General features: G+C 72.1%; 21 protein-coding genes and 1 pseudogene. 13 read left to right on the forward strand and 9 right to left on the reverse strand.

The window, feature by feature from the left end:
- Positions 1–71: 71 nt before the first annotated feature.
- The 3 genes from gndA to JOC24_RS17400 form a co-directional block, all read right to left on the reverse strand.
- A complete protein-coding gene (gndA, locus tag JOC24_RS17390) occupies positions 72–1,532 on the reverse strand; it encodes an NADP-dependent phosphogluconate dehydrogenase (RefSeq protein ID WP_205021231.1) in 1,461 nt (486 codons plus the stop codon).
- Positions 1,533–1,814: 282 nt separating this feature from the next.
- Positions 1,815–3,647 (reverse strand): ABC transporter ATP-binding protein, encoded by a 1,833-nt coding sequence (locus tag JOC24_RS17395; RefSeq protein WP_205021232.1) that lies wholly within the window; start codon positions 3,645–3,647, stop codon positions 1,815–1,817.
- 415 nt (positions 3,648–4,062) lie between these two features.
- Positions 4,063–4,524, reverse strand: a complete 462-nt coding sequence (locus JOC24_RS17400) for a DUF5709 domain-containing protein (protein ID WP_205021233.1) — start codon at positions 4,522–4,524, stop codon at positions 4,063–4,065.
- Between the two features lie 213 nt (positions 4,525–4,737).
- On the opposite strand from JOC24_RS17400, the gene JOC24_RS17405 reads away from it, so the two are divergent.
- From JOC24_RS17405 to JOC24_RS17450, 10 genes are read left to right on the forward strand one after another with little or no spacing between them, the layout of a single operon-like run.
- Positions 4,738–5,994 (forward strand): ATP-grasp domain-containing protein, encoded by a 1,257-nt coding sequence (locus tag JOC24_RS17405; protein WP_205021234.1) that lies wholly within the window; start codon positions 4,738–4,740, stop codon positions 5,992–5,994.
- Positions 5,991–6,830 (forward strand): Rossmann-like domain-containing protein, encoded by an 840-nt coding sequence (locus JOC24_RS17410; protein WP_205021235.1) that lies wholly within the window; start codon positions 5,991–5,993, stop codon positions 6,828–6,830. Before JOC24_RS17405 ends, JOC24_RS17410 begins: the two co-directional genes overlap by 4 nt.
- The gene (locus JOC24_RS17415) at positions 6,827–7,912 is read left to right on the forward strand and encodes a PLP-dependent cysteine synthase family protein (protein ID WP_205021236.1); all 1,086 of its coding nucleotides are present in this window, start codon (positions 6,827–6,829) and stop codon (positions 7,910–7,912) included. Before JOC24_RS17410 ends, JOC24_RS17415 begins: the two co-directional genes overlap by 4 nt.
- Positions 7,909–8,970, forward strand: a complete 1,062-nt coding sequence (locus tag JOC24_RS17420; protein WP_205021237.1) for an enolase C-terminal domain-like protein — start codon at positions 7,909–7,911, stop codon at positions 8,968–8,970. Before JOC24_RS17415 ends, JOC24_RS17420 begins: the two co-directional genes overlap by 4 nt.
- Entirely contained in the window at positions 8,967–10,238 is a 1,272-nt protein-coding gene (locus tag JOC24_RS17425) for an MFS transporter (RefSeq protein ID WP_205021238.1), read from the forward strand. The genes JOC24_RS17420 and JOC24_RS17425 overlap by 4 nt, the downstream gene beginning before the upstream one ends.
- Complete coding sequence (locus JOC24_RS17430; RefSeq protein WP_205021239.1) at positions 10,235–11,074, forward strand: class I SAM-dependent DNA methyltransferase; 840 nt, start codon at positions 10,235–10,237, stop codon at positions 11,072–11,074. Before JOC24_RS17425 ends, JOC24_RS17430 begins: the two co-directional genes overlap by 4 nt.
- Positions 11,071–12,684 carry an ABC transporter substrate-binding protein gene (locus JOC24_RS17435; RefSeq protein ID WP_205021240.1) on the forward strand — a complete coding sequence of 538 codons (1,614 nt, stop codon included), beginning with the start codon at positions 11,071–11,073 and terminating at the stop codon, positions 12,682–12,684. Before JOC24_RS17430 ends, JOC24_RS17435 begins: the two co-directional genes overlap by 4 nt.
- Positions 12,681–13,634, forward strand: coding sequence for an ABC transporter permease (locus tag JOC24_RS17440; protein WP_205021241.1), 954 nt, complete (start codon positions 12,681–12,683; stop codon positions 13,632–13,634). The genes JOC24_RS17435 and JOC24_RS17440 overlap by 4 nt, the downstream gene beginning before the upstream one ends.
- Complete coding sequence (locus JOC24_RS17445; RefSeq protein ID WP_205021242.1) at positions 13,631–14,440, forward strand: ABC transporter permease; 810 nt, start codon at positions 13,631–13,633, stop codon at positions 14,438–14,440. Before JOC24_RS17440 ends, JOC24_RS17445 begins: the two co-directional genes overlap by 4 nt.
- Positions 14,437–15,984, forward strand: a complete 1,548-nt coding sequence (locus JOC24_RS17450; protein ID WP_205021243.1) for an ABC transporter ATP-binding protein — start codon at positions 14,437–14,439, stop codon at positions 15,982–15,984. The genes JOC24_RS17445 and JOC24_RS17450 overlap by 4 nt, the downstream gene beginning before the upstream one ends.
- A 126-nt stretch (positions 15,985–16,110) precedes the next feature.
- Here JOC24_RS17450 and JOC24_RS17455 read toward each other — a convergent pair whose 3' ends face one another.
- A complete protein-coding gene (locus JOC24_RS17455; RefSeq protein WP_205021244.1) occupies positions 16,111–16,758 on the reverse strand; it encodes an HD domain-containing protein in 648 nt (215 codons plus the stop codon).
- Between the two features lie 348 nt (positions 16,759–17,106).
- On the opposite strand from JOC24_RS17455, the gene JOC24_RS17460 reads away from it, so the two are divergent.
- Positions 17,107–18,240: a S1 family peptidase gene (locus JOC24_RS17460; RefSeq protein ID WP_205021512.1), complete on the forward strand. Its 1,134-nt coding sequence runs from the start codon at positions 17,107–17,109 to the stop codon at positions 18,238–18,240.
- Positions 18,241–18,377: 137 nt separating this feature from the next.
- Here JOC24_RS17460 and JOC24_RS17465 read toward each other — a convergent pair whose 3' ends face one another.
- Together JOC24_RS17465 and JOC24_RS17470 are read right to left on the reverse strand one after the other, a co-directional pair.
- Positions 18,378–20,381, reverse strand: coding sequence for a hypothetical protein (locus tag JOC24_RS17465; protein ID WP_205021245.1), 2,004 nt, complete (start codon positions 20,379–20,381; stop codon positions 18,378–18,380).
- Positions 20,382–20,618: 237 nt separating this feature from the next.
- On the reverse strand, positions 20,619–20,999 hold the full coding sequence (locus tag JOC24_RS17470) for a hypothetical protein (RefSeq protein ID WP_205021246.1): 381 nt from the start codon (positions 20,997–20,999) through the stop codon (positions 20,619–20,621).
- A 351-nt stretch (positions 21,000–21,350) separates the two neighbouring features.
- Here JOC24_RS17470 and JOC24_RS17475 point away from each other — a divergent pair, with 351 nt between their 5' ends.
- Positions 21,351–22,709, forward strand: a complete 1,359-nt coding sequence (locus tag JOC24_RS17475) for an ROK family transcriptional regulator (protein ID WP_205021247.1) — start codon at positions 21,351–21,353, stop codon at positions 22,707–22,709.
- Here JOC24_RS17475 and JOC24_RS17480 read toward each other — a convergent pair.
- A pseudogene (locus JOC24_RS17480) lies at positions 22,705–23,042 on the reverse strand (LacI family transcriptional regulator); the annotation flags it as partial. The gene JOC24_RS17475 and the pseudogene JOC24_RS17480 overlap by 5 nt on opposite strands.
- A 196-nt stretch (positions 23,043–23,238) precedes the next feature.
- Between JOC24_RS17480 and JOC24_RS17485 the strand changes: the two are divergent.
- Positions 23,239–24,552, forward strand: coding sequence for a peptidoglycan DD-metalloendopeptidase family protein (locus tag JOC24_RS17485; RefSeq protein ID WP_205021248.1), 1,314 nt, complete (start codon positions 23,239–23,241; stop codon positions 24,550–24,552).
- Here the strand turns inward: JOC24_RS17485 and JOC24_RS17490 are convergent.
- Positions 24,522–25,730: a DMT family transporter gene (locus JOC24_RS17490; protein WP_205021249.1), complete on the reverse strand. Its 1,209-nt coding sequence runs from the start codon at positions 25,728–25,730 to the stop codon at positions 24,522–24,524. The genes JOC24_RS17485 and JOC24_RS17490 overlap by 31 nt on opposite strands.
- A gap of 237 nt (positions 25,731–25,967) precedes the next feature.
- Complete coding sequence (locus JOC24_RS17495; protein WP_205021250.1) at positions 25,968–26,423, reverse strand: ATP-binding protein; 456 nt, start codon at positions 26,421–26,423, stop codon at positions 25,968–25,970.
- Positions 26,424–26,515 lie beyond the last annotated feature (92 nt).

Here is a 26,515-nt window from a genome sequence, read left to right on the forward strand (position 1 = left end):
CCCTGCCACTTATCCACACCGCGCCCCCGGTCGCACGCCGGACCGGACCGGCCGGGCGACACCCCGCGTCCTCAGCCGGCGGCGGTCTCCGACCGGTCACCGCCCCATAGGGTGTGGAAGGACCCCTCGCGGTCCGTACGCCGGTAGGTGTGCGCCCCGAAGAAGTCCCGCTGCCCCTGGGTCAGCGCCGCCGGTAGCCGCTCGGCCCGCAGCCCGTCGTAGTAGGAGAGCGCGGCGGCGAAGCCGGGGGTCGGCACGCCCTGCCGCACGCCCTCGGCGATCACCGCACGCCAGTCGTCCTGCGCCGCGCCGATCTCCTGGGCGAACTGCTGGTCGGACAGGAGGCTCGGCAGGTCGGGGCGGCTGTCGAAGGCCGACCTGATCCGGTCCAGGAACGCCGCGCGGATGATGCAGCCGGCCCGCCAGATCGCAGCCACGCCACCCAGGTCGATGTCCCAGCCGTACTGCTCGCCGCCCGCCCTGATCTGGTGGAATCCCTGGGTGTACGACACGATCTTGGACGCGTACAGAGCCTGCTCGACCCGGTCGGCGAACGCCGCGGCCTCGGCCTCCGGGAGCGCGGCCGGTGCAGGGCGGGGCAGACCGCGCGCGGCTTCCCGGAGGTCGGCGTGTCCGGACAGGGAGCGTGCGAAGACGGCTTCCGCGATGCCGGACACCGGGACTCCCAGGTCGAGCGCGATCTGGACCGTCCAGCGCCCGGTCCCCTTCTGCTCCGCCTGGTCCTGCACCACGTCGACGAAGGGCTTGCCGGTGGCCGCGTCCGTGTGGGCGAGCACCTCGGCCGTGATCTCGATCAGATAGGAGTCGAGGCGGCCGGTGTTCCACGAGCGGAAGGTCTCCGCGATCCGTTCGGGGGAGTATCCCGCGACGGACCGCAGCAGGTGGTACGCCTCCGCGATGAGCTGCATGTCCGCGTACTCGATGCCGTTGTGCACCATCTTGACGAAGTGCCCCGCGCCGTCGGGCCCGATGTGCGTGCAGCAGGGCGTTCCGTCGTCGGCCTTGGCGGCGATGCTCTCGAGGAGGGGGCCGAGCGAGGTGTACGACTCGGCCGAACCGCCGGGCATCATGCTCGGCCCGTTCAGCGCCCCCTCCTCGCCCCCCGAGATACCGGTCCCGACGAAGTGGATCCCCCGCTCCCGCATGGCCTTCTCACGGCGCCGGGTGTCCTCGAAGTGCGCGTTGCCGCCGTCGATGAGGACGTCGCCGTCCTCCAGCAGCGCGGCGAACTCCTCGATGACCGCGTCGGTCGGCTTGCCGGCCTTGACCATGATGACGATGCGGCGGGGCTTCTGGAGGGACGCTACGAACTCCTCGGCGGTCTCCGCGGGGACGAAGTCCCCCTCCTTTCCGTAGGCGTCGACGAGCGCCCGGGTACGTGCCCCGGTGCGGTTGTGGACGGCGACGGTGTGGCCGTGACGTGCGAAGTTGCGGGCGAGGTTGCTGCCCATCACGGCGAGTCCGGTGACGCCGATCTGTGCGGTGGCTTCGGACGAGGGGGCGGTGGTCATGCGGTGATCCACTCCTGTGCGATCGACGAGCTCTTGCGCCGGGAGAGCCCGCGCCGGGGACGGACGGGCGGCGCCCGGGCCGGTATCCGTACGCAGCCCGGTCATGTTCGCATGCCCGGCCCGCGAGCGGCCGATGCGCGCGGGAGCGTGCCGGGGCGTGTCATGACGATTCACCACGCTCCGCGGACGGCCGTGCGCTCGCGGCGCCCGGTCCGGCTCGCCGGAAGCTCCGGCGAGCCGGACCGGGCGTGATCGCGGTGAAGGCGACAGGACTTCCCGGTCTCACCCGGTCCGTTCAGCCGCGGTGACCGTCTTCGCACCCACGGTGTCGACGAGGAAGCCACCGGACTGGTGGTGCCAGAGCTTGGCGTAGGCACCGTCGGTGTGCAGGAGTTCGTGATGCGTGCCCTGCTCGACGATGCGGCCGTGGTCGAGCACGATGAGGTGGTCCATCGCAGCGACCGTACTGAGGCGGTGGGCGACGACCAGAGCGGTCCGGCCCTCCATCAGCTGCCACAGCGCCTGCTGCACGAGGGTCTCGCTCTCCGAGTCGAGTGCGCTCGTCGCCTCGTCCAGCAGCAGCACGGGGGCGTCGCGCAGGATCGCCCTGGCGAGTGCGACCCGCTGGCGCTGACCGCCGGAGAGCTTGACGCCCCGCTCGCCGACCATCGTGTCGAAGCCGTCGGGGAGTTCGTCGGCGAACTCGGTCACATGAGCCGCGTCGGCGGCGGCGCGGATCTCTGCGTCGGTGGCTCCCGGGCGGGCGAAGAGGATGTTCTCGCGCAGCGTGCGGTGGAACATGGCCGGTTCCTGCGGGACGTACGCGATCAGGCTCCGCAGGTCCGACTGACGCAGACGGCTGATGTCCTGACCCCCGATCAGGATGCGCCCCGACTGGACGTCCGCCATCCGCAGCAGCAGCCGGGTGAACGTCGTCTTGCCGCCGCCCGACCGGCCGACGAGCCCGAGTCTCGTCCCGCTCGGTACGTCCAGGTCGAGCCCTTCGAAGATGGGCCGGCTCCCGCTGTGGGCGAAGGTGACGTGGTCGAAGCGGACGTCGGCGGACTCACGGCGCACCGGCTCGGGCGTCGGCGGGTCGAGCACGGTGGGAGGGGTCAGGAGCAGTTCGGTGAACTGGGCGGCCTCCGTCATCGAGCTCTCGAGACGACGGTAGATCTGGTTGAACTCGAACATGATGCGGGTCGAACCGGTGTAGTAGGTGAACGCGACCACGATCGCCTCGACGTTGCCCCCACCCGCCCCGAACGACACGGCGAGCAGCAGACCGAGGCCGTTGGTCAGCACGGACAGGGGCGCGACCAGTGTGTCGATGCGCAGGTTCCCGTAGTCCCACGAGCGCAGCGTCAGCCGTCGTGACTCCGCCACCCTGCACCGGTGCTCCGCAGCCTCCCGCTCCTCGGCCGCGAACGCGCGCACGGTGTCCATGTTCGTCAGGGCGTCGGACACGTGTCCCGAGACCTTGGCGATCGCTTCCTCGCGCTCGTTGACCAGTTTCTGCCGACGGCGGATCAGGGGGGCGGCGCACACGGCGGTCAGTGTGATCATCGTCAGCAGGCCGACGACCAGGAGAGGGTCGTAGTGCCAGAGGATCACCGTGCCGAACAACAGCGGGGCGATGCTGCCCACGACGTTGAAGGTGAGCGTGTCGACGAACTCCTCGAAGCGGGAGGCGAAGCTCAGCACTCGCTTGGTCAGCGAGCCGGCGAAGTTGTCCTGGTAGAACGAGGCGTCCTTGGCGAACAGCGCGTCCATGCCGGTGATGTACAGGTGCTCGATACCCCGGGCGTCGACACGGTTGAGGCAGTGCACTCCCACCCGCCACGAGGTCTCCGCCAGAAGCAGTACCGCGGTGAACACAGCTACGTAGGGGAGTGCTTCGCGTAGGCCGATGGACCCGTTCTCCGCGATCCGGCCCACCAGCTTGGCCACGACCAGCGGCGCCAGGTAGGTGATTCCTATGTTGCCGAGGGCGGGGAGCAGAAGTGCCGGAGCCGACAGCCCGCGTTGGCGGGACAGTTCCTTCAGATAGTGGCGGAGTGCGAGCCGGACCGGGCCCCCGTCCGGTCCGGTGCCTTGTGGATGCTGCGATCCCATGCCGACCTCATGTCGTTGCGCGGGCGGTTTCCCCGGGCCCGACTCGGTGGTGGTCTCCGCCCAAGGGCGCAGCACAGCACCGGGCGGAAGCGCTCACCGCGCTTTTCCCCGCGAGGGGCCCGGGGAAGGAAGTCTTCCGTGGCCGTGCGGTCGGCGTCCAAGCGTTTTCGGGAACAACGGCAGTACACCGGTGCAGTCAGGCCACGCCGTCCGCGCGCCGTCGCACCATCCGGCGCGCGGTGTTCGCGAAGAGGGATCGATCTGCCCCCGAGCACGGGGGCCCGGGACGGACAGGTGGCCAGCTCGCGCACAGGTGTGCGACAGTCCATGCCGCAGATGAAGCCGGTGACGGCCTCTGCCGCCGAGGAAGCCGGTAGAGAGCGGGACGGGGGCGGCGCGCCGGGCGCTCCTTGCCCTACCCGAACAGGTCCTCCTCCTCGGGGATCAGATGCATCGCGGCTTCCTCCGCGGACGCGGCCGCACCGTCGATTCCCACGTCCTGCGCGGTGAGCGTGGACGGCACGTGCCCGTCACCCTCCTGCGTGAGCCTGCCCGCGCGGTCCGTCCCCACTTCTGTGTCGTAGAGCTCCCCGTCGCCGTCCGCCAAGTCGCCGGGACCGTCCTGGGCGGGGTCGGAGTTCTCGGGAACCTCCCTGGTCAGGCGCCTGTCGAGGGACTCGCCCGTGTGCTGCTCGGAGGCGGTGGTGCCTTCGTCGTCGACCGCCCAGGGGCGGTCGGGCGGGGAGTAGCCCTCATCCAGGACGTCGGCGATCCCGGACGTGTCCAGGGTGTCCTCCAGGTCCAGCAGGTCATCGGGGTCGGAGGCCTCCAGCTCCTGCGGCTGGTAGACGTCGTCCCCCCGGTCGCTGTCGCTCATGGCGTGTCCCTTCCTCCGGGTCCCCCTGTACGCAATTCCACTCCGGTCCGGCGAGGGGCGCAACGGAAGACGGCTCGGAGGCATCAGTGACGCTGCATCAGATGACAATGAAAACGATTGTCGATAACGTGGGTGCGGTCGGGCCGGACGGCCCCTGTCGGGGTGGCCTCTGCCTGCCCGCAATCCCAACCGCACCGTGAAGAGGGGGAGTTCGTGGCTCATCTGTTGGTGGTCGAGAGCTGGATCGGATCGATGAGCAGGCTGCTGCCGCAGGCCCTGGAGGAAGGAGGGCACGACTTCACCTTCCTCACCCGCGACCTGCACCACTACCTCCGATCAGCGCCTGAGGGGACGCGGCATCCACTGCTCACTGCGCGTAATGTCGTCACGGCGCCCACCAATGACACCGGCTCGCTTCTCCCGCAGGTGGAGCGACTGCACGGTGCGCTGCACTTCGACGGCGTGGTCACTTCCTGTGACTACTACCTGCCGACCGCAGCCCGGATCGCCGCTCTGCTGGGCCTGCCGGGGCCCTCGGTCGAGGCTGTGGAGAACGCCTGCCGCAAGGACGCCACACGTCGTGTCCTGGCAGCCGCGGGTGTCCCCGGCCCCCGCTTCGCGGTGTGCGCGGACGGAGCGGAGGCCGCCGTCGCCGCACGCAGCATCGGATATCCGCTGGTGGTCAAGCCGGTGGACCTCTGTGCCGGCATGTTCGTACGCAGGGTCGACGACGCGGAACAGCTGGCCGGCGCCTGCCGGGCCCTCGTGGCCTTTCCGCTCAACGCCAGGGGACAGCGGCGAGCGCCCCACATCCTGCTCGAGGAATTCCTCCGTGGCCCCGAGGTGAGCGTCGAGACCGTCACGTGCCGGGGAGCCACCCATGTCGTCGGGGTGACGGACAAGAGCATCGGTGGGGCACCGGCCTTCGTCGAGACCGGGCACATGTTCCCCGCCGACCTCGACCCCGACGGCCTCGCCGCCGCCACCGGCACCGCGGTGCGCGCCGGGGCGGCGCTGGGACTCGACGACGTGGTGGCGCACACCGAGATCAAGCTGACGGCCGACGGCCCCCGGGTCGTGGAGGTGAACCCCCGCCCCGCGGGCAATCGCATCACCGAACTGGTCCGCCACGTCACCGGGGTCGACCTCGCCGCCGCCTGCGTCGACGTGGCGCTCGGCCGCGAACCCGACCTCCGCCGCCGCGACACAGGACTGCGCAGTGCGGCCATCGGATTCCTGGTCCCCGACACCCCGGGCACACTCGCGTCCGTCGAGGGCGTCGAGGGCGTGCGGAACGCCGACGGAGTACTGGAGATCCAGGTCGCCGAGTCGGGCCGCACGGTGCGAGCTGCGGACAGCAACAACGCGTATCTCGGACACGTCATGGCCGGCGACGCCACCGGGCTCGGCGCCCGGCAACGCGTCGAGACTCTCCTCGCCGGCGTACGCCCCCTCCTGGTGCGCTCATGACGACGGTCTCGCCCGCCCCGGCCCCCTGCTTCGACGCACTCCTCGCCCAGGCCCTCCACGGCGAACTCGGCCCCGATCCACGCACCCGCCGTACCGCCGTGGCCTTCACGACGTCCCAGGCCGTACGGCACGAGGGGCGGCGCGGCGGATACCGCAACGAGGTCCTCAGCCTCCGCGTCGACCGCGCCGTCGGCTCCTGTGCGGTGGAGCCGGGCACGCTTCCCGCCGGAACCGTCGAGGAGTGCGCCGGTGCCCAGGTGGCCGCGCTCCTCGCCCACCCGCTGCTGCCGGTCCGGGTCGCGGCACTGGACGCCTACCTGGCGGACGTCATGCCGCACACCCCCTCCCAGGGCGCGCACCCGGTGACCATCCCCGCCGGAAACTCGCTGGAGCGCTCGCGGGCACGGGCCGCCGCCGTCGTCGACCTGCTGGACGTGTCACCCGGCGGCACCGTCCTGGTGGTCGGGGTCGTCAACTCCCTGTTGGCCGAGCTGCGTCTGCGCGGGTTCACCGGAATCCCCTGCGACCTGAAGGGCGGAACCACCGAGTGGGGCGAGCCCGTCCGCACGGACGCCCTCCGGGAGGTCGGCGGCTGCGACGCGGTACTGGCCTCCGGCATGACGCTCGGCAACGGCACCTTCGACCCGCTGCGCCGCAGCGCCCGCGAGCACCGAAAGCCCCTGGTCATGTTCGCCCAGACCGGCAGTGCTGTCCTGCCCCGCTTCCTGGACGCCGGAGTGGCAGCGGTGTGCGCGGAGCCGTACCCCTTCTTCTGGCTCGACGGCGGGCCCGGCACCATCCACCGCTACCGCGCGGACGACGGAGGCACCTCGTGACCACGGCATCCCTGCCCGCCCTCGCCCCCAACCGCGAGCTCCTCGCCCTCATAGGGCGTACCCCACTGGCCAGGATCACCACCCGACTGCCAACCGAACACCCGGGGTTCTGGGCCAAGCTCGAAGGACATGCCGTCGGCGGAATGAAAGCGCGAGCGGCCGTCTCCATGCTTCTGGGTGCCGAGGAACGCGGCGAACTGCTCCCCGGCGCACCGGTCGTGGAATCGACCTCCGGCACCCTCGGTATAGGACTCGCCTTCGCGGGACAGGCCCTCGGACATCCCGTCGTGCTCGTCGGTGACAGCGAACTGGAGCCCCCCATGAGGCAGTTGCTCCGTTCGTACGGGGCGCGTCTCGAACTCGTGGACCGCCCCGCCACGCGCGGCGGCTGGCAGGGCGCACGCCTGGAGCGGCTGCACGACGTACTAGCCCGACTGCCCGGTGCCTACTGGCCCGACCAGTACAACAACCCCGACAACACCGCGGGTTACGCCTCCCTCGCGGCCGAGCTGGCGACCCAGCTCGACACCCTCGACATCCTCGTCTGCAGTGTCGGCACAGGAGGGCACAGCGCAGGGATCGCCGGGCCGCTGCGCAGGCACTGGCCCGGCCTGCGCCTCGTCGCCGTGGACGCCAACGGATCCACCATCTTCGGCCAGACCGCCGGCCCACGGCTGATGCGCGGTCTCGGCAGCAGCATCCATCCGCGCAACGTCGCCTACGACGCCTTCGACGAGGTCCACTGGATCGGCCCCGCGGAAGCCGCCGACGCCTGCCGGCGGCTCGCCCGGGGCAACTTCGTCAGCGGCGGCTGGAGCACCGGCGCCGTCGCGCGGGTCGCCGCCTGGGCCGCCCGCACCCACCCCGGGGCAGCGGTCGCCACCGTCTTCCCCGACGGACCCCACCGCTATCTCGGCACGGTCTACGACGACGACTTCATGACCGCCCACCACCTGGACCCCGGACGCGCGGCCGAGCACCCCGTCGACGTCCCGCACCCCCGCACCCCGCAGACCGGGGGCTGGACCAGGTGCACCACAGTCACCGACCCGCTCGCCGGACGAAGCGGCAGGCAGCCGTGAAGCTCACCCAGCACACCGTGAGGCTCCTCCTCGCCGAGCCCCTGCGCATCTCGCGATCGACCATGACGGCCCGCGACGCCGTGCGCCTCACCGTCGAACACGAAGGTCTCAGCGGCCACGGCGAAGCCGTCACCAGCGTCTTCTACGGACTCGACACACCTACTCTGCAACGCCTCGCGGCCCGGACCGGTGAGCGGCTCACCCGCTTCGCCGGACCGGAGACCGCGCTGCACGCCCTGCGCGTCGGCGAACTCCTTCCGCCCGGCACCCCGGCCGCGGTGACCGCTGCCACCGAGGCGGCGCTCCTGGACCTCGTCGGCAAGCGCACCGCCACCGCCGTCCACAGCTTCCTCGGAGCCCCCGTGGCGCCGAGAGCGGCCACGGCCCGCACGATCTCCCTCACCTCCCCGGGGAGGGCAGCCGCCCAGGCCCGCGGCCTGGCCGAGGCGGGGTTCTCCGTCATCAAGATCAAGGCGGGCGACCGGGACCAGGAGGCCGACCTGGACCGGGTGCGCTCCGTCCGCGCCGCGGCTCCGGCCGCCAGGCTCCTCCTCGACCCCAACGGGGCCTGGTCGGCGGGCCAGGCACGCGCGCTCCTGCCGCGGTTCGCCGATCTCGGCATCGAAGCTGTGGAACAACCCCTCGCCCCCGGCGACCCAGAAGCCCTCGCACGGCTCGCCGCCCACTCGCCCGTGCCCGTCATCGCGGATGAGGACGCGGTCACCTACGAGGACGCGCGACGGCTCGCCGGACGCGTCCACGGCATCAACGTCAAACTGGCCAAATGCGGCGGCGTGCACGCCGCGCTCCGTATCGCCGCCCTGATCGAGGGCAGTGGCACAGACCTGATGCTCGGCTGCCTGACCGCCAGCACTCTCGGGATCGCGCCGGCAGTCCACATCGCCGACCGCGCCCGGTGGACGGACCTGGACGGGCACCTCCTGCTCGCCCACGACCCCTGGACCGGAATCGGCGGCGACGACGGATTCGTCGGTGCCGACGGATCGCCGGGGCTCGGCGTGCGGCCCCGTGCCGAGGCGGGGAGGGCGGTCTCATGAGGACCTGGCACGAGATCCGCGGATTCCCGCTCGCCGTGCGCCTGTTGCTGGTCAACCAACTGGGGGTCAACACAGGCTTCTACCTGCTCATCCCCTACCTGGCCACCCACCTCGGCGACAACCTGGGCATGTCGGCGGCCGTCGTGGGCATCGTCCTCGGCGTACGCAACCTGAGCCAGCAGGGCCTCTTCCTCATAGGCGGCTCCGCCGCCGACCGGCTCGGCGCGCGAGGCGTCATCATCGCCGGCTGCGCGATACGCACCGTCGGCTTCGCCCTCTTCGCGCTCGGCGACGGACTGCCCGTCCTGCTCGCGGCCTCCGTACTCAGCGGAGTGGCCGGCGCCCTGTTCAACCCCGCTGTCCGCACGTACCTCGCCCAGGAGGCGGGGGAGCGCAAGGCGGAGGCCTTCGCCCTCTTCAACGTCTTCGCGACCACCGGGGCCCTCATCGGCCCCGTCCTCGGCAGTGCCCTGCTGCTCGTCGACTTCCGGGCCTCCGCGCTCACCGCCGCCGGAATCTTCGCCCTGCTCACCGTCGCCCAGGCCCTGGTGCTCCCCGCCCGGCGCGTGCCACCGGCCACGAGCAGCGTGACAGCCGACTGGCGCGAAGCCGTCGGCAACCGCGCCTTCCTCGTCTTCGCACTGGCCATGGTCGGCATGTTCACCCTGGAGAACCAGCTCTATCTCCTACTGCCCGCCGCGGCCCGGCAGGCCACCGGCTGGGACGGCGCCGCCGGACTCGTCCTCCTCGTGGGGACGATCACGGGCATCGCCTTCCAGCTGAGGATCACCCGCGCGCTCCAGGACCGGGGGAGCAGAGGTCACTGGATCGTCACCGGACTGGTGCTGATGGGGCTCGCCTTCGTACCTCCGATGCTCGTCGCCGGCACGGACACACCCCCGGACGGTGCCCCGGACGCCACTCTGCGCGCCCTGCCCGTGCTGGCCGGTGCCCTCCTCCTGCACCTGGGAGTCATGACCGCGCAGCCCTTCGTCATGGAGCTGATCCCCGGCTTCGGGAGGCAGGCGCTCACGGGGACGTACTTCGGAGTCTTCTACGCCGTCTCCGGCATCGCCGCGGCCGTGGGGAACGCGGCTGTCGGCTGGGCCATGGACACCGCCCGGCCGGGCGGTGACAGTCCGGCCGCGCTGATCCCCTGGGTCTGCTGCGTCGCCGCCGGACTCGCCTCGGCCGCCGCCGTCACCCGGCTGCACCGCAACGGCACCCTGCCCCGGAAACAGCCCGCCCCCGAGGCGGTGACGGCGTGAAGCACCGTACGGGGAACCTGCTCACCGACCGTCCGGAACTCTACGAGGCCCGATTCCCCGACCCCGAGCGCCTCGCCGGGCGCTGGGCGGAGGACCTCCTGCGACGGCACGGCGCCGGCCCGGCCGTCCTGGACCTGGGCTGCGGGACCGGCCGCGACGCCGCCCGACTCCAGAGCGCCGGACGCCGCGTCACCGCCACCGACCTCTCCGGAGCCATGCTCACCCACGCCCGTGCCCACCACCCGGGGCCGACGTACGTACAGGCCGATCTCAGCCGGTTCGATTTCGGTCATGGAACCTTCGACGCCGTGGTGTGCCTGGACAGCTCACTGCTGTACTGCCACACGAACGAACAGCTCGACGGCTTCCTGACCTCATGCCACCACACGCTGGCGCCCGCGGGCCTGCTCGTCGCGGAGATGCGCAACGGCGCGTACTTCCTCGGCCGGGACGAACCTCCCGGCACGCCCGCGGTCTCCCGCTTCACCTGGCAGGGCACGACGTACCGGTCGACCACCACGCTACGCGTGGACCGGGCCGCCCAACTCCTGCGGCGTACACGCCGCTGGGCCGCCGACGACGGCAGCCCGCCCGTCGAGGAGCACTCCGCGTGGCGGCTGCTCCTGCCCCAGGAACTGCGCCACTTGCTCACCGTCCACGGCTTCGACGTCCTCGCCCTGTACGACGGCCCCGGACCACGCACCGAACCGGTCTGGCAGCCGGGAGCCGACCCCGGGACAACTGCCGACGGCGACCGGCTCCACCTGATCGCCCGGAAGACGGTCAGGATCTCCGCCGGCCATTCAGCACACCCAGCAACAGGAGAACAGTCATGACCGCATCAGCCGACAGACAGACATATTTCCCCGGCCTGCGCAGGCGCGGCTTCCTCGCCGCTGCCGGGGGAGCGGTCGGCCTCGGCGCGCTCACGCTCGCCGGATGCTCCGGGGGCGCCGACACGGGGGCTTCCAGTGCCACCGGGGCTTCCAGCGGCAAAGGGGCCGGCACTCCCCGGCGCGGCGGGCGGGTACGCGCCGCCTTCGCCGGTGGCGGCGCGAGCGAAACCCTCGACCCGCACCTGGGCAACCTCTTCGCCGACGCCGCCCGCAGCAAGGCCGTCTTCGACAAGCTCGCGGACTACGGCGCCGACCTGTCCGCGGTGCCGCGTCTGGCCAGGACATGGGAGCCGAACGCAGGCCTCGACCGCTGGACCGTCACCCTGCGGAAGGCGGAGTTCCACGACGGCAAGCCGGTGACCGCGGCCGACGTCCTGTACAGCTACCGCCGGATCGCCGACCCCGACAAGGCCTACCGTGCCCGCGCGTCCCTCGAACCCGTCGACCTGAAGGCCAGCCGCGCGACGGGGGAGCGGACCGTCGAGTTCGTTCTCAAGCGGCCGACGGCCGAATTCCCCAACGTGCTGGCCGCCTTCGGCACCTACATCGTCCAGGACGGCGCGGCCGAGTTCGACCGCGCACCCATCGGCTCCGGCCCCTTCCGCTTCGTCTCCTTCAGCCCCGGGCGCTCCACCGTCCTACGGCGCAACGACACCCACTGGGACGGCGCCCCGCACCTGGACGAGCTCGAGTTCCTCGTCGCCAATGAGGAGTCCGCCAGGATCAACGCCCTCCTCGGCGGCCAGATCGAGTACGCCCACGAGCTCGCCCCCGCCACCGGACGCGCCCACGAGAAGGCGGGCGGCATAGAGATCGTCCGGCTGCGCAACAGCGCCATGCAGGCCTTCGCCATGAAGACCGACCGCCCGCCCTTCGACGACCCACGGGTCCGTGAGGCCTTCTTCCTCATCGCCGACCGTCAGGAACTGGTGAACGGAGCCCTCTCCGGTGCGGGAGAGACCGGCAACGACCTCTTCGGCAAGGGATACGAGTACTACGCGGACGAACTCCCGCAGCGCGAACAGGACATCGGCCGTGCCCGTCGCCTCCTCCGGCAGGCCGGTGCGGAAGGCATGAAGGTCACCCTCGACACCTCCGCCGTCGCCGCCGGCTTCACCGAGGCCGCCGGGATCTTCCGTGACCAGGCGGCACGCGCCGGAGTCACCGTCGACGTACGGATGGGCAGCAAGGACTCCTACTGGAAGGACATCCTCGACTCCGGCACCCTGTGCTGCTACCGCTCCGGAGCCATGCCCATCGAGTCCCACATCTCCCAGCGGCTGCTCACCGACTCCACCACCAACGCCACCAAGTGGCAGGACGCGAACTTCGACACGCTCTACCGGCAGGCCCAGTCCACCCGGGACACGACGGCGCGAGCCGCTCTCTACGGGCGGATGCAGCGACAGCTGCACTCCGAAGGAGGCTTCCTCGTCTGGGGCTTCGGCGACTGGATCCTCGGCACCGCACGCTCCCTGCGGGGCGTCGCCCGGGAAGCACCCGCGAACACCCTGGACTGGGCGCGATTCGACAAGGTCTGGCTGGCGTGAGCGCACTGCGTTCCTGGATCGCCCGCCGGCTGCTCCTCGGCGCCGTGCAGACCGCGGCCGTCGTGCTGCTGGTCTTCGCGCTCACCGAGGCGCTGCCGGGCGACGCCGCGGTGGCCTTCGCCGGAGACCAGCCCGACCCTGAGCGGATCGCGGCCGTTCGCGAGGCGATGGGACTCGACCGTCCGGCACACGAGCGTCTGGCCGACTGGGTCACGGGCCTGCTCCACGGCGACTTCGGCACCTCCCTCACCTCCGGGCGGCCCGTGTCCGGGTTCCTCGCCGACGGGTTCGTCCCCACCCTGATCCTCGCCACGCTCACGGTCCTGCTCCTGGTCCCGGTGGGAGTGGGCCTCGGTGTCCTCGCCGCCCGCCACGAAGGGCGCTTCACCGACCGGCTCATCAGCTCCGCGACGCTCGGCGTCTACGCGGTGCCCGAATTCGCCCTGGGAGTCCTGCTCATGAGCGTCTTCGCCCTGCGGCTCGGCTGGCTCCCGCCGACCGCCGTCGGGTACGGCACCGGGCTGCTCGAGCATCCGTCCGTGCTCGTCCTGCCCGTCCTGGTGCTGCTCGCCCGTCCCGTCTGTTCACTGGCCCGACTGGTCAGGGCCGGCATGATCGAAGCGCTCGCCGCCCCCTACACCGCCCATGCGGAGCGGTACGGGGTCTCCGGGGCCCGCATCCGCTACACACACGCCCTGCCCAACGCCCTCGCGCCCGCCACACAGCAACTCGCCCGCACCATCGACTGGCTGTTGTGCGGCGTCATCGTCGTGGAGGCCCTCTACGTGATCCCCGGACTCGGCACCGTCCTCATGAACGCGGTGGCCGACCGCGACATCCCCGTCGTGCAGGGACTCGCGGTGGTCTTCGGGCTCGCCACCGTCGTGCTCAACCTGGGCGCCGACCTCGTCACCCACCGGCTCGCCCCACGCTCGGAGGTGGCGGCGTGAAGCGGCTCCGCGGATACGGTCCGGGGCTGGCCGTTGCCGCGATCCCGCTCGGCCTCGCCCTGGCCGGGCCGTTGCTCGTGGGGGAACCTCCGGCCCGCGCCGCCTCCTTCACCCCGGGCGACGGTCACCTGCTCGGCACGGACTTCGTGGGCCGGGACGTCGTGCACCAGGTCCTGCTCGGCGGGCGGCCCGTGGTCCTCGTCGCGCTGGCGGCCACGCTGCTCGCGTACCTCGTCGCCCTGCCGCTGGGACTGATCAGTGCGCTCACCCACCGAAAGTGGCTGGAGGAAGTGCTGATGCGTCCACCGGACGTGCTTCTCGCCGTCCCCTCGCTTCTCATGATCCTGCTGGTTGCCTCCGCCTTCCCTCCCGGAGCAGCGGGCCTGGCCCTTCTGGTGGCCTTCGTCTCGATCCCGGACGCGGCGCGGATCGTGCGCGCGGCCGCGGCGGAGGCGGCCTCCCGGCCAGCCGTGGAGGCGCTGCGGATGCAGGGGGAGAGCTGGTGGCGCCTCGCCGTGGGATACGTGGGCCGGTCCATCCTGCGCACCCTGGCAGCCGACGCCGGGATCCGGCTGACCGGGGTGCTCTACCTGGTGGCCACCGCGGCCTTCCTGGGCATCGGGGTCGCCCCGGACGCAGCCGACTGGGCCGTGATGGTGGACCGCAACCGCACCGGACTGCTCATCCAGCCCTGGGCGGTCGTCGTACCCGCCCTGCTGATCGTCGCGCTCACCATGGGCGGCAATCTTCTCGTCGACGCCGCCATGGAGAGCCGCGAACCGCCCCGGAAAGGCCGTCGCACATGAAGGAGAACCCCGTGCTCGTCACCGTCACCGGGCTGACCGTCGAGGTGGAGGGGCGGACGCTCGTGGACCGGGTGTCGCTGAGGATCCGGTCCGGCACCGTCACCGCCCTGGTCGGAACGTCCGGCAGCGGCAAGACCACGACCGGCCTCGCCCTGCTCGGCGAATTCCCCGCCGGCGCACGGGTGACGGGCGAGGTGGCCGTCCACGGCGCCCGGATCGGTTACGTCCCCCAGCATCCGGCGACCGTCCTCAACCCCGCACGCCGCACCGGAGCGCTGCTGCTCGACCTGGCACGGCAGCAGGTGCGGGACCTGCCCCGCCCGCGGCGCCGTGCCGCGGCCCGCCGCCGTGTCGAGGAAGCACTCGCCGACGCACAACTCGACGATCCGCGCATGGTGTCGAGCCGCTATCCGCACCAGCTGTCGGGTGGCCAGCAGCAGCGGGTCGTCCTGGCGCAGGCGCTGCTCCTCGGTGCCCGCGTCGTCGTCGCGGACGAACCCACCACCGGGCAGGACGCCCTGACCAGGCGTCGCGTCGTCGACCAGCTGGCCCGGGTCGCTGCCCGCGGCATCGGCGTGCTGCTGCTCAGCCACGACCTCGACGTCGTACGGGAACTGGCGGACGAGGTGGTGGTGTTGCGCGGAGGCCGAGTGGTGGAGCAGGGCCCGAGCCACCGGATCCTCGATGCCCCGGCACACCCCTGGACCAAGGAGCTCCTCGCCGAACCGAGGACCCTGCCGTACGCGGACCCCGGGCACGCCGGTGCGGAACTGCTGACGGTCAGCGGGCTCACCGCACGACACCGGACCGGCGGAGCCCGCGAGCCGGTGCTGAGCGTGGACCGGCTCATCCTCCGCAGCGGCGAGTGCCTCGCCGTCGTCGGGCGTTCGGGGAGCGGCAAGACCACTCTCGGGCGCTGCCTCGCCGGCCTCCACCGCGACCACACGGGGCACGTCCTGCTCGACGGCAAGCCGCTGCCGCGCAGCCTGCGCGACCGAAGCCGCGAGCAGTTGGCCGCCGTGCAGTACGTCTTCCAGGACGCGCGCGCGGCCTTCGACGAACACCGGCCGGTCCTGGACCAGGTGGCACGCACGGCGGTGCGCCTGCGCGGTGTCGGGCGCCGGGAGGCGACGGCCGAGGCCCGAAGGGTGCTGGCGGACCTGGGGATTGACGACAGCCTCGTCCGGAGGCTGCCGGGCCGGCTGTCCGGCGGAGAACTCCAGCGCGCCGCCCTCGCCAGAGCGCTCCTGGCCCGGCCCCGGGCGCTGGTCTGTGACGAGATCACCTCGGGGCTGGACCCGGTGACCCGGCGCTCCCTGCTGGACCTGCTGGCCGTCCTGATCCGCCGGGAGGACGGTCCGGGCGTCCTGCTCATCACTCATGATCTCGACACGGCGGCACCCGCCACCCGCGTCGCCGTGCTGGACGCCGGGGAGGTGGTCGAGCAGGGGCCCGCGGAGCAGGTCCTGACCGCTCCCCAGCACCCGTTCACGGTGTCGCTGCTCGGGGCGTCGGGGAGACGGGGAGCCGCTGTACGCCCCTGAGGCGGCATCCGGTGGAAGCGTCCGGACACACACCCGGTCCGCGGGCCGTACCGACGTCACGTCGACGCGGCGTTCGGCGAGGGCCGGCTGACGGAACCGAGCCGCCCTCGAAGGTCAGGGCCGTCGTCATTCCGGCCACGGCGATTCGAGGACGGTCCGCACGAAGTCCCCGCGTTCGAAGCCGGGAACGTAGTGCTGGAGGACATCGGCCTTCACGTTGCCGAAGGTCGTCTCCGGCTTCGGGCGGACCCCTTCGGTGAACGCGGCGAGAATGCGCCGCTTGAAGTCCGGCCGTGGATGGAGCGCGACGACCGCGGCGCGGTCGGCATCGGAGAGGTCCTCGTAACCGATCCCCAGGACGTCGTACTCCACACCGGCGGTCACCAGCGCCACCTCCGGCTCCATGAAGGCCGGGATACCCGGTGTGGTGTGCAGGGCGACGGCCGTCCACACCCGCCGCACGCTGTCCTCGGGCACCCCACGGGACTGAAGGAAGCGCCGCGCCTCGTCCGCGCTGTCCACCTCGAAGCGCCGGCCGCTGGCGCGGAAGCGTTCGCCGAGCCCGAGGTCGTGGAACATGGCGCCGACGTACAGCAGTTCCGGGTCGAAGGAGAGATCCCGCCGGCGGCCCCGCAGGGCTCCGAAGAGGAAGACCCGGCGGCAATGGTGGTAGACGAGGTCGTCGGTCAGGTCGCGTACGAGCTCCGTCGCCTCCTTCGCGAGCGCCGTATCGGGTACGTGCACTCCGGCCGCCGTGGGCGGATCGGTTGTCATGGCGTCACCGGGCTTCCTGTGCGACGGACGGGGAGGGGCGTCCCCAGGATCGGCATCCGGAGACGCGTCGCCTGGTCCGACAGGCCGTGGGTCCCCCGAGTGATGCGCACACGGGGGAGGGACGCGGGTGTCGCGACGCAGCCCGGCGTGCCTCCACCGCTCGCAGCCCGATCGCGTTGCGCCGACGGTGAACTCACGACCCGTCATTGGCATGGACCTGCCTGTCGAACTGGACTACAGTCCGTGGCGGCAACCCTGAGAGCGCTCTCAGGCGGCTCTCGGAAGCTTCCTGTTCCACCCCCACGATGCTGGAACAACAGAAGGGGCACTCCCTTGAGACATACGACGATGGTGCGGACCGGTCTCTCCGCACTGCTCATCATCGGCACCTGGGCGACCGCCGGCCTGACCCAGGCCGCCGCAGCCGACCCCCGGTCCTCCGCCGAACCCCAGGCCTCGGCCGGGATCATCACGGCCATGCAGCGCGACCTCGGGCTGACGAAGAGCCAGGCCGAGAAGCGGCTCACCGCCGAGAAGGCGGCGACCGCACTGCAGGGAAAGGCGCGGAGCGCAGCCGGGGCGTCGTTCGGCGGCTCGTGGTTCGACGCCGACAGCGGCCGGCTGACGGTCGCCGTCACGGACAGTGCCAAGGCCGGTGCCGTGCGGGCGGCCGGGGCCGATGCCCGCGTGGTCGACCACACGGCTCGGGAGCTCGACGCGACCAAGGAGCGGCTGGACGCACTCTCCGCACCCAGCGGCGTCAGCAGTTGGCACGTCGACCCGCGGGCGAACGAAGTCGTGGTGAACGTCGTCGCCTCCGAGCAGGGTGACAACGATGTCCGCGCGTTCGTCGCGAAGGCGCGCGAGGCCGGCCCCGTCACGGTGAAGCAGACCGCCGAGGCGCCGCGGACCTTCGCCGCGGGAACGGTCGGCGGCGACCCGTACTACACCGGCAACGTCCGCTGCTCCATAGGCTTCTCCGTCCACGGAGGCTTTGTCACGGCGGGCCACTGCGGTCAGGCGGGCGGAGCGGTCCGGGGCTGGGACGGCTCGGCCATCGGCTCCTTCCAGGGCTCGTCCTTCCCCGAGAACGACTACGCCTGGGTGAACGTGGGCAGCGGCTGGTGGACCGTCCCCGTGGTCCTCGGCTGGGGCACCGTCTCCGACCAACTCGTCCGCGGCTCCAACGAGGCCCCGATCGGCGCCTCGATCTGCCGGTCCGGCTCCACGACACACTGGCACTGCGGCAACGTTCTCGCCAAGAACGAGACCGTGAACTACAGCCAGGGTGCCGTCCGCCAGATGACGAAGACCAGCGTCTGCGCCGAACCGGGCGACTCCGGTGGCTCGTTCATCAGCGGCGACCAGGCGCAGGGCGTCACGTCGGGCGGCTGGGGCAACTGCAGTGGTGGCGGTGAGACCTGGCACCAGCCGATCAACGAGATCCTCAACCGCTACGGTCTGACCCTTCACACGGCCTGACGGGTGACTCCGCCGGGTCGCGGTGACCCGGCGGGCACATGACCGGTCTGCTGCGGCAGCGGGGTGGACCCCTGTCGCAGCAGACCGGGCCGGCCTGAACGGCGTCAGGCGGGCCTTGCCATGCAGTGAAGTCCCCGTCACCGGGGCGAGGACACCGTGCCGCCGTCGTGCAGTCCGGCATTCACCCGGAACGCGGCGTTCCGTGGTGCGCGCACCGCCAGCGTCGGGCTCTCGGACACACCGCGTACGGAGCCCGTGACCTCGATCCGCCGAACAGCGCGGCTGCCGGCGGCGAGTACGTACCAGGCCCCGGTGGGGGACTTCCAGTGGGTGCCCGCGACGACGTGCTGGCCGAACCGGCCGCACAGGGCCGTGTTCCGGCGGTCGGACACCACTTCGCCCTGTGCGGAGGGAGACGCGGCGGGCGGGACGAACTGCACGAGGACGCGGCCCGGCCCGCGCCAGGTGTCCGCCCGTGTGCAGACCCAGTCCGCCGTGGACCGGGCGCCGGGCAAGCGCTGCTGTGCGAACTTCCAGTTGTTGACAGCCCGAACCCCTGAATCGCTGAGGTCCTGTAGCGAACACGCTGTACGGGCCCAGTCGAGCAGGCCGTCGGTGCTCGTGGCCTCGCGCGGCTGCCTCGCCGGGGCGCCCGATCCGGGCCTGGGTGTGTGGGTGAGGTGCGCCGGTGCGAGATCGCCGAGATCCGTGACGAGGAACGCGTGCTTCTCCACGATCCTCTCCGACGACCGTAGTTGCATCGCGGGCCAGGAGTCGCATGCTCCACCCCTCTCCGGGCGGGGCACCGCCGCGGTGACTCCGTCGCCGTTCACGTCCAGCGCCCGCGCCGGCGCGTCGGGCGCGAGAAGGTCCCGCGTCGCGGACTCCGCCACCCAGGGCGCCAGCAGATACCTCACCGACGCGCCGCTGCGGCTGACGGCGAGTGCCGCCGCTGTGGTGACGTCCGCGTCGTCGACCCGCGCGAAGTCCAGGGCGGGTGCTCCTTCTCCGGACAGCGGTTCGGCGTACCGGACGACGCGCACCCCACCGTCGTGGAACAGCACCACGGTCTCGTCGCCCACCTCGCCCGCGAACAGCAGCTGAGGGGGCTGGGCGGGGGGCACGACGGCCGTGCCGGGGGTGGTGGTCACGGCGACGTCTGCCGCGGGGCCGGCCCAGGTGCCGAGAGCCCGCCCCAGAAGCCCGGCGTCGTCGGTGCGGCTTCCACGGGGTGGCCAGGCGCTGAAGTCCACGCGTGAGGTGTCCGCCCACTGACCGGTCGGTGTCCGCACCAGACCTGCGGGGTCCAGGGCTCCGCCAGGCAGCGTCCTCCGCAGGGCGGAGACCTGCGGCCGGGCCCCTCCGGCTCCACCGTCCGCCGAGAGTGCCAGCCCGCCGGCCACCGCGAGGAGCACCAGACAGGCCGCACCGGCACGTCCGCGGTGCCGGCGGCGCAGTAGGTCACTGGGGCGTGTCTGCACCGTGCAGGGGTCGAACTCGCCCGACCGCAGCATGCGCCGGACCCTCTCGTGGTCGCTTCCGGCGACGAGCGCGGCGGCCCGCACGGCGTCGGCCGGGTCGCCCACGCCCGCCTCGGCGAGCAGCAGCCGGGTGCCCTCGGCGGGCAGCGACTCCAGCAGCCGCAGACCCAGCGCCGCACGGACGGGGGCCGGAACGTCCGCCAGGGCGCGGTCCAGGGTGAACTCGTCCATCCCGCCGGCCCGAGGAAACAGCCTGAGCCCCCGCACCACCGGGACCGAGGGGCGCAACGCCGCCGGTGCGGGCACCCGCTCCGGCCACCAGCGCGGCCTCCGCCCGTACGCCAGCGCGGACCGCACGACCCGCAGGCGGACCCCGGCGTACGCGGGTGCGTGCGTGGCGCCGGCCGCGGGACCGCCGGACCGGGGAGCGGGGATGTCCTCGGCAGGTCCAGGTGCGGAGCGCGTCCTGCCGTACAGGGAACGCTGCACCACGGCGTGTGCGGCGAGCACCCTGCGGTGACGGCCGAGGCCCGGTGGCAGCGTGAGGTAGGCCAGGCGTACCAGACGCGGGTAGTGCTCGACGAGCGCCGCCTCGGCCTCCTTCACCCCGAGGTGTGTGCCGGGACCGATGCGGCGAAGCGGCGAGGGATGGAGCGGCATGGGGATGAGTGCCTTCCGAGCCGTGGGCAGAGAACCGTCACCCCGGCAAACGAGCCAATCGTGTGACGGTCACATCGGCCCCTTACCCGAGGCGCAGCGTCCTCCGCCTGCAGGCCCCGGAGGATTCGGGCCCGTCGGAACGGCGGTACCCACCGCGCCGGGCGTTCCCACTCCACTCCGAGTTGCGACGACGGCCGCCCGCCCCGGGAACGCGCTCACGTCTGTCCCACGGCACGCTCAGAGAGGCCCCTCGGTACCCTCGTCGCCCGAGCTCAGCTCCTCGGCACGCAGTGCCAGGTCCTGAAGCACATCGGCGGACGTCACGTCCTCCTGACCGGAGTCGTGGATCTGCGCGAGCGCGATGAAGGCCAGGGTGAACGCGCCGACCAGCTGTTCGACGGCGCCGCCGACCTCGCGCCCCACCAGGGCGGCCATCTCCTCGACGGTGGCGTCGGCCGGGATGGCGATGTGCGGCATCGTCTCGTTGAGAAGGGTCGTCACCATGTTCCCCCCGGCGTCCAGGTCGCCGCCGCCCGCGTCCTCCTCGGCATGGCGCTGCATCTCGCCCGCCTCCGTGAGGATGCCGATCACTCGCTTGAGGACTTCACTCTGCTCCATACGGCGAGCATAAGCGCCGGGGCTCCCACGCCATGATCGTCCTCCTGCCTCGTCCACCGGGCCGTCGGAGGGCCCGCACCGGTCACCTGACGGCTCCTGCGGTGAGCCCGGCGACGAGGTGGCACCGCGGCGGCGGGATTCCCGCGAGACGGCCGTGCCGACGACGACCGAGGCGGCCATGACCTGGTTCCAGCAGACGGTCGCCGCGATCAGCGAGCGGGACGATATGAACCGGGGTGTTCCGGGAAATAGAACCCTTCCTCGCTTAATTCAAGACATAATTTAAAATGTGAAGAAACTGGATCGCCGAGTGTCGGGGCCGGGGTATGTTGCCGGGGCGAAGGGGGCAACATGGCTGAGCGCAGCAGACGGACCGTGCGTGACCTGCGAAGGGGCAATCGGGCGCGGATCCTGCAACGGTTGTACTTCCAGGCTCCGCTGAGCCGTCAGGAGCTGGGTCCCGCGACCGGGCTGAGTTCCGGGTCCATCAGCAACGTGGTCACCGAGCTGGCCTCGGAAGGGCTCCTGGAGGAGGCCGGCATCGTCGACTCCGACGGCGGGCGTCCCCGCACCCTGCTGCGGATCGCCCCCGGCGGTGGGCTCTTCGTGGGCGTCGACATCGGCGAAACCCGGGTGCGCGTCGAACTCTTCGACCTCGCCCTGACCGAACTCGCCCGCACCGACCGCCTCCTCGCGCAGCACGGTTACGACGTCGAGCGGATCGTCGGCCACGTCCGCTCGGGCCTGGCCGACGTCCTGCGTGACGCGGGGGCGGACCCCCGCATGCTGCTCGGCATCGGTATCGGGGTGCCCGGCATCATCGAACGCGAGGCCCCGGTGGCCGCGGGCGGTCCGGGCACGGTCGTGCACGGACCGACCATCGGATGGAGCGCCGTCCCCTTCGAACGGCTGCTCCGCGATGTCGTGGACGTGCCGCCCGAGGTGCCGTTCTTCATCGACAACGGCGCGAAGACGCTGGGGCAGGCCGAGATGTGGTTCGGCGGAGGCCGGGGTGCCGGAGCGGCCGCCGTGGCGCTGATCGGCTCGGGAGTGGGCGCGAGCGTGAACCGGGGAGACGTCCTCGACGAGGACGTCTCGAACGCGGCCCTGGAGTGGGGCCACACCACGGTGCGGCTACGAGGCCGCCGCTGCCGTTGCGGTTCCATGGGCTGCCTGGAGGCGTACGCGGGCGCCGAGGCCATGCGGGAACGCTGGCAGGAGGCGGGGGGTCCGCTGTCCCCGGAGACCGACGACGAGACCGCCCTCGCCGCGCTGCTCGCCGCCGCCTACCCGCCACGGGGTGGCGCCGCCCCGGACCCGGTGGCGGTCTCGATCCTGGACGAGACGGCCGAATGCCTGGGCGCGGCCCTGGCCGACCTGGTGAACCTCTTCCTGCCCGAACGCATCCTGCTCGGTGGCTGGGCCGGCCTGCTCATCGGCCCGCACCTGCTTCCCGAGATCCGCCGGTACACCCAGGCGTACGCGCTGCAACACGCGATCGCCCGCACCACGATCGACCTGGGACACCTGGGCCCGGACGCGGTCACCGTCGGCGCCGCGACCCTGCCCCTCTCCGACTTCCTGGCACGCGGCGGCACCCGCCCAGCGCTGCCGCCGCCCCTGCCGGGCGCGGCCCCGGACCGGGCGGCAGCCGCCCGCGGGCGGGCCGCGGGGGGCCGAGCGGCCGGGGCGTCCTACGCCGAGTACTGATCCGCACCGGTCCGGCCGGGCGGACGTACAGCACGGCGGGCAGTCCGGTTTCCGTGATCAGGCCCGGCAGCGGGTCCTCTGCGTGGGCCGACACGTCAGCGCCCCGTCGGCGCTGCCCTGTCGCAGATGCGCCACCACCTCGTCGCGGGCCCGCGAGGTCTCCGCGAACACCAGCACCGGGTGCATCCGCCGGGGACGCAGATGTTCGACGACCCCTGTCACCACCCGGCCGGAGAACGGGTCGGCGAAGACCTGAGCGGTGAAGGACCCCGCATGGGCGGGTCCTTCACCGTCCGGCTCCACCCCGGCGCCCGGCACCACCAGCGCGACGGCAGGAGGGGAGCAGCCGGGATGGAGGCTCTCCCGGAGCGCCCGACGAGGTCCGGCCTGGGCTCGCGGGGCTCGCCCCCCGGGGGTGGTGCGCCGGGTGCACGGGTGGCGCGTGCTGACTGTTCACTTGTCATCACCCTTTGTGTGCACATAAGTTGGCCGCTTGCGACGTGTCCTACAGCAGTGGGGGAGCCCGATCATGGCCGCGACCGGACGGCACCGCAGATACCAGCCCAGCCGTATCAACCGTGCTTCGCTCACGGTGACGGTGGGAGGCGCCGGCATCGCGCTCCCGCTTCTCACGGCTGCCTCGGCAGGTGCTGCCACGACCGATGTGTGGGAGAAGGTCGCCGCCTGCGAGTCGACCGGCAACTGGCACATCAACACGGGCAACGGCCACTACGGGGGACTGCAGTTCACCCGGTCGACCTGGGCGGCCTACGGAGGTACGGCGTTCGCCGCGCGGGCCGACCTCGCGACCAAGGACCAGCAGACGGCCGTCGCCGAGAAGGTGCTCGACGGGCAGGGGCCGGGAGCCTGGCCGACGTGTTCCGTGCGAGCGGGCCTGAAGCAGGGCGGGAGCACGCCCGACCTCGCCCCGCAGTCGAAGCGCCAGGTGGCCGCCGACGCCCGTCAGGACGAAGCGGCGGAGTCCGGGGCTTCGGAGAGGACCTCCCGTACCGCCGGGGCGGCCAGGACATCACCCACCGCCGTGCCCGGCCTGCGTGACTCGTACACCGTCGCGCGCGGCGACTCCCTCTCCGGTATCGCGTCCGCCGAACAGGTCGAGGGCGGCTGGCAGCGGTTGTACTCGGCCAACCGCACCGTGGTCGGTGCCGACCCCGACCTCATACTCCCGGGACAGCGGCTGACCCTCGACGTGGCTGCCGCGCCCCGCACGGCCCCCGGGCAGAAGGCCGAGCCCGAGCGCGCCACCCCGAAGGCCCGGGAGAAGGCCGAGTCACGGACCGCCGCACCCGAGCCCAAGGCCACGGAGAGGGCGACTCCCGCGCCCGCCGCACCCAAGGCCACGGAGAAGCCCGCGACCGCCGCTCGTGAGCAGGCGGCGAAGCCCGCCGCCAAGCCCGAGAAGAAGGCGTCCAAGCCGCGTACCGGTTTCACCGCCCCCGTGTCGGCCCGCACCGGGACTCCGTACCACCAGGCCGGTTCATGGTCCAGCGGCTACCACACGGGTGTCGACTTCCCGGTCCCCACCGGCACCTCGGTGAAGGCTGTTGCGTCCGGGAAGGTCGTCTCCGCCGGCTGGGCGGGCGCCTACGGCTACGAGATCGTCATCCGCCACGGCGACGGCAGGTACAGCCAGTACGCACACCTCTCCTCGCTCCACGTGCGCGAGGGGCAGCAGGTCGGCAGCGGTCAGCGCATCGCACGCTCGGGTTCCACCGGAAACAGCACCGGCCCGCATCTCCACTTCGAGATCCGCACCGGCCCCGGATACGGATCCGACATCGACCCCCTGGCCTACCTCAGGTCCGGCGGCGCCAGCGTCTGAAGGCTTCCCGCCGGGCCCTCTAAGTCACCCCGGCGGGCCGAGCCGGCAGCGGGCCGTCCGGCGCGGAACTCCACGCGCCCGCCACCGTGGTCCAACGGCAGGGTCAACGGGAGGGAGAGCGCCGTGGGCGCCGGAAAAGGGTCCGGAAGGACCGCCGCCCCCTGAGGCACGGCGGGCTTGGCCGGTTCGGGCAGCACGACCGTGTGAGGCGCCCCCGCACCCTCGGCCGGGACGTCGGCGTGCCCCTCCGGCGTACCCTTCCCGGCCCCCGCTCCCTCCGGCGTCCGCCGGCTGCTCCGCGCCCCTTCCCGCGTCCGCCGTCCGGCTGCCGGCCACTCCTGGCCGTTCCGCTCCGCACCCACCCGCTCCGTGGTCAGCAGCACCAGACCGGCCGCCGCCAGCGCGCCGCAGCCGAGTGCGAGCAGGGTGCCCGTCATGCCGTAGCGGAACTGCTCCCCGAACATGGTGATGCCCACGGCTGCGGCCACGACGGGGTTGACCACGGTGACCGTCGCCAGCGGCGCCGTCAGCCCCGCGCCCCGGTACGCCGCCTGGGAGAGCAACAGCCCCGACGCCGCGAGCCCGGCGATGACCAGAAGGGTCGGCAGGCCTGAGGTCACCGAGCCGGATGTCCACTCCACGGCCACCGTCTTCGTGAACACCGACGCGATGCCGAAGGCGACGCCGGCGCCGGTGGCCAGCACCACGCTGCGCAGCATCGGCCGGTGCAGTCCCCGGGCGAGGACCATCAGCAGCGCCACGGCGCCGAAGGTCCCGGCCGCGAGCACCAACTGCTCCGGTCCGGCCAGCGTGTGCGATCCCGCGCTACCGGTGAGGGCCAGCAACCCGGCCAGGCCGACCGTGGCCATCAGGGCGCCACGCCACGCGGTCCGCCCCGCCCTGCGGCGGACGAAGAGCGCCGCCATCGGAAGCGCGAAGACGATCGTCAGGGCTCCGAGGGGCTGTACGAGGCTGAGCGGTCCGTAGGCGAGCGCCACGACGTGAAGCACGGCTCCCACACCGTTGAGCGCCACGGCGACCCACCAGGCGCCGTTGCGCAGCGGTGCGTACGGGCGGCTGTCACCGGCCGCGGCCACGCGCTCCTGCACGATCGCGCCGGCCGCGTACGCGACCGCGGAGACCAGGGACAGCAGCACGGAAAACGCGAGGGAACTCATGTACACCACGATGTCCCGTCGGAACCGCCGCTTCGTCGTCCTTGAGGCGGCGATTCGGCGTACTGCTCCAGTAGTACGTCCAGCACTCCTGGGTCCTCCTCTCGACGGTAGTCCTCCTGGCCCGAAGGCTCAGAAGTTCGTCGCGGAGGTCACCCGGTGCTGTTCTCCCGCTGCGCGGGGTTTCCGAAATCCCCGTCGAACCGGGACTGTGCCCGGGGCGTGGCGCCGGGAAGTCGTTCAGGTGCTGAGCGTGAACTCGGCGCGGATGCGCTTCCCGACGGGCACCCGCTCGGCCGTGACCCGGTCGCAGAGGGCGACCACGATCTCCATGCCGTGACCGCCGAGGCGCGCCGGGTCCGGTGAGTACAGCACCGGGAGCGCCGTGCTGCTGTCGTACACCGTGACGCTGATGCGCCGCGCGTCGCCCTCCAACTCCAGGAGGTACGGACCGTGGCTGTAGCGGTCGGCGTTGGTGACGAGTTCGCTGACCGCCAGCATCAGGTCGCTGCGGGTGTGCTCCCCGAGGACCGCGAGCCACTCCGCCACCAGCCGCGCGAGGAATCGGTCGGCGAGCGCCCGGGCCTGCGCGATGCATCCCGGCTCGCCGTCGAAGACCTCAGCGGTGAGCAGAACCTCCGTGGACGGGGGCCCCTGTAGGGGGCCGTCCGACCGTGAGGTGGCCTGTTCGTTCATGTGCTCCAGCCAAAGCGCCGCAGGGGAGGTCTCAGACCTTTTCTCGCCGTTCGTCTACCCGCGTCGAGAGATCCCACTCCGGGGGATCCCTC

It is taken from the genome of Streptomyces sp. HB132, from assembly GCF_016909575.1.
GTDB lineage: Bacteria > Actinomycetota > Actinomycetes > Streptomycetales > Streptomycetaceae > Streptomyces.

Bases quoted from the DNA above. Each gene is read 5' to 3' on its own strand.
- JOC24_RS17455 (WP_205021244.1), bottom strand. From the start codon at position 16,758: ATGACAACCGATCCGCCCACGGCGGCCGGAGTGCACGTACCCGATACG.
- JOC24_RS17495 (WP_205021250.1), bottom strand. From the start codon at position 26,423: ATGAACGAACAGGCCACCTCACGGTCGGACGGCCCCCTACAGGGGCCC.
- JOC24_RS17475 (WP_205021247.1), top strand. From the start codon at position 21,351: ATGGCTGAGCGCAGCAGACGGACCGTGCGTGACCTGCGAAGGGGCAAT.
- JOC24_RS17410 (WP_205021235.1), top strand. From the start codon at position 5,991: ATGACGACGGTCTCGCCCGCCCCGGCCCCCTGCTTCGACGCACTCCTC.
- gndA (WP_205021231.1), bottom strand. From the start codon at position 1,532: ATGACCACCGCCCCCTCGTCCGAAGCCACCGCACAGATCGGCGTCACC.
- JOC24_RS17490 (WP_205021249.1), bottom strand. From the start codon at position 25,730: ATGAGTTCCCTCGCGTTTTCCGTGCTGCTGTCCCTGGTCTCCGCGGTC.
- JOC24_RS17395 (WP_205021232.1), bottom strand. From the start codon at position 3,647: ATGGGATCGCAGCATCCACAAGGCACCGGACCGGACGGGGGCCCGGTC.
- JOC24_RS17435 (WP_205021240.1), top strand. From the start codon at position 11,071: ATGACCGCATCAGCCGACAGACAGACATATTTCCCCGGCCTGCGCAGG.
- JOC24_RS17485 (WP_205021248.1), top strand. From the start codon at position 23,239: ATGGCCGCGACCGGACGGCACCGCAGATACCAGCCCAGCCGTATCAAC.
- JOC24_RS17465 (WP_205021245.1), bottom strand. From the start codon at position 20,381: ATGCCGCTCCATCCCTCGCCGCTTCGCCGCATCGGTCCCGGCACACAC.
- JOC24_RS17460 (WP_205021512.1), top strand. From the start codon at position 17,107: ATGGTGCGGACCGGTCTCTCCGCACTGCTCATCATCGGCACCTGGGCG.
- JOC24_RS17470 (WP_205021246.1), bottom strand. From the start codon at position 20,999: ATGGAGCAGAGTGAAGTCCTCAAGCGAGTGATCGGCATCCTCACGGAG.
- JOC24_RS17450 (WP_205021243.1), top strand. From the start codon at position 14,437: ATGAAGGAGAACCCCGTGCTCGTCACCGTCACCGGGCTGACCGTCGAG.
- JOC24_RS17400 (WP_205021233.1), bottom strand. From the start codon at position 4,524: ATGAGCGACAGCGACCGGGGGGACGACGTCTACCAGCCGCAGGAGCTG.
- JOC24_RS17425 (WP_205021238.1), top strand. From the start codon at position 8,967: ATGAGGACCTGGCACGAGATCCGCGGATTCCCGCTCGCCGTGCGCCTG.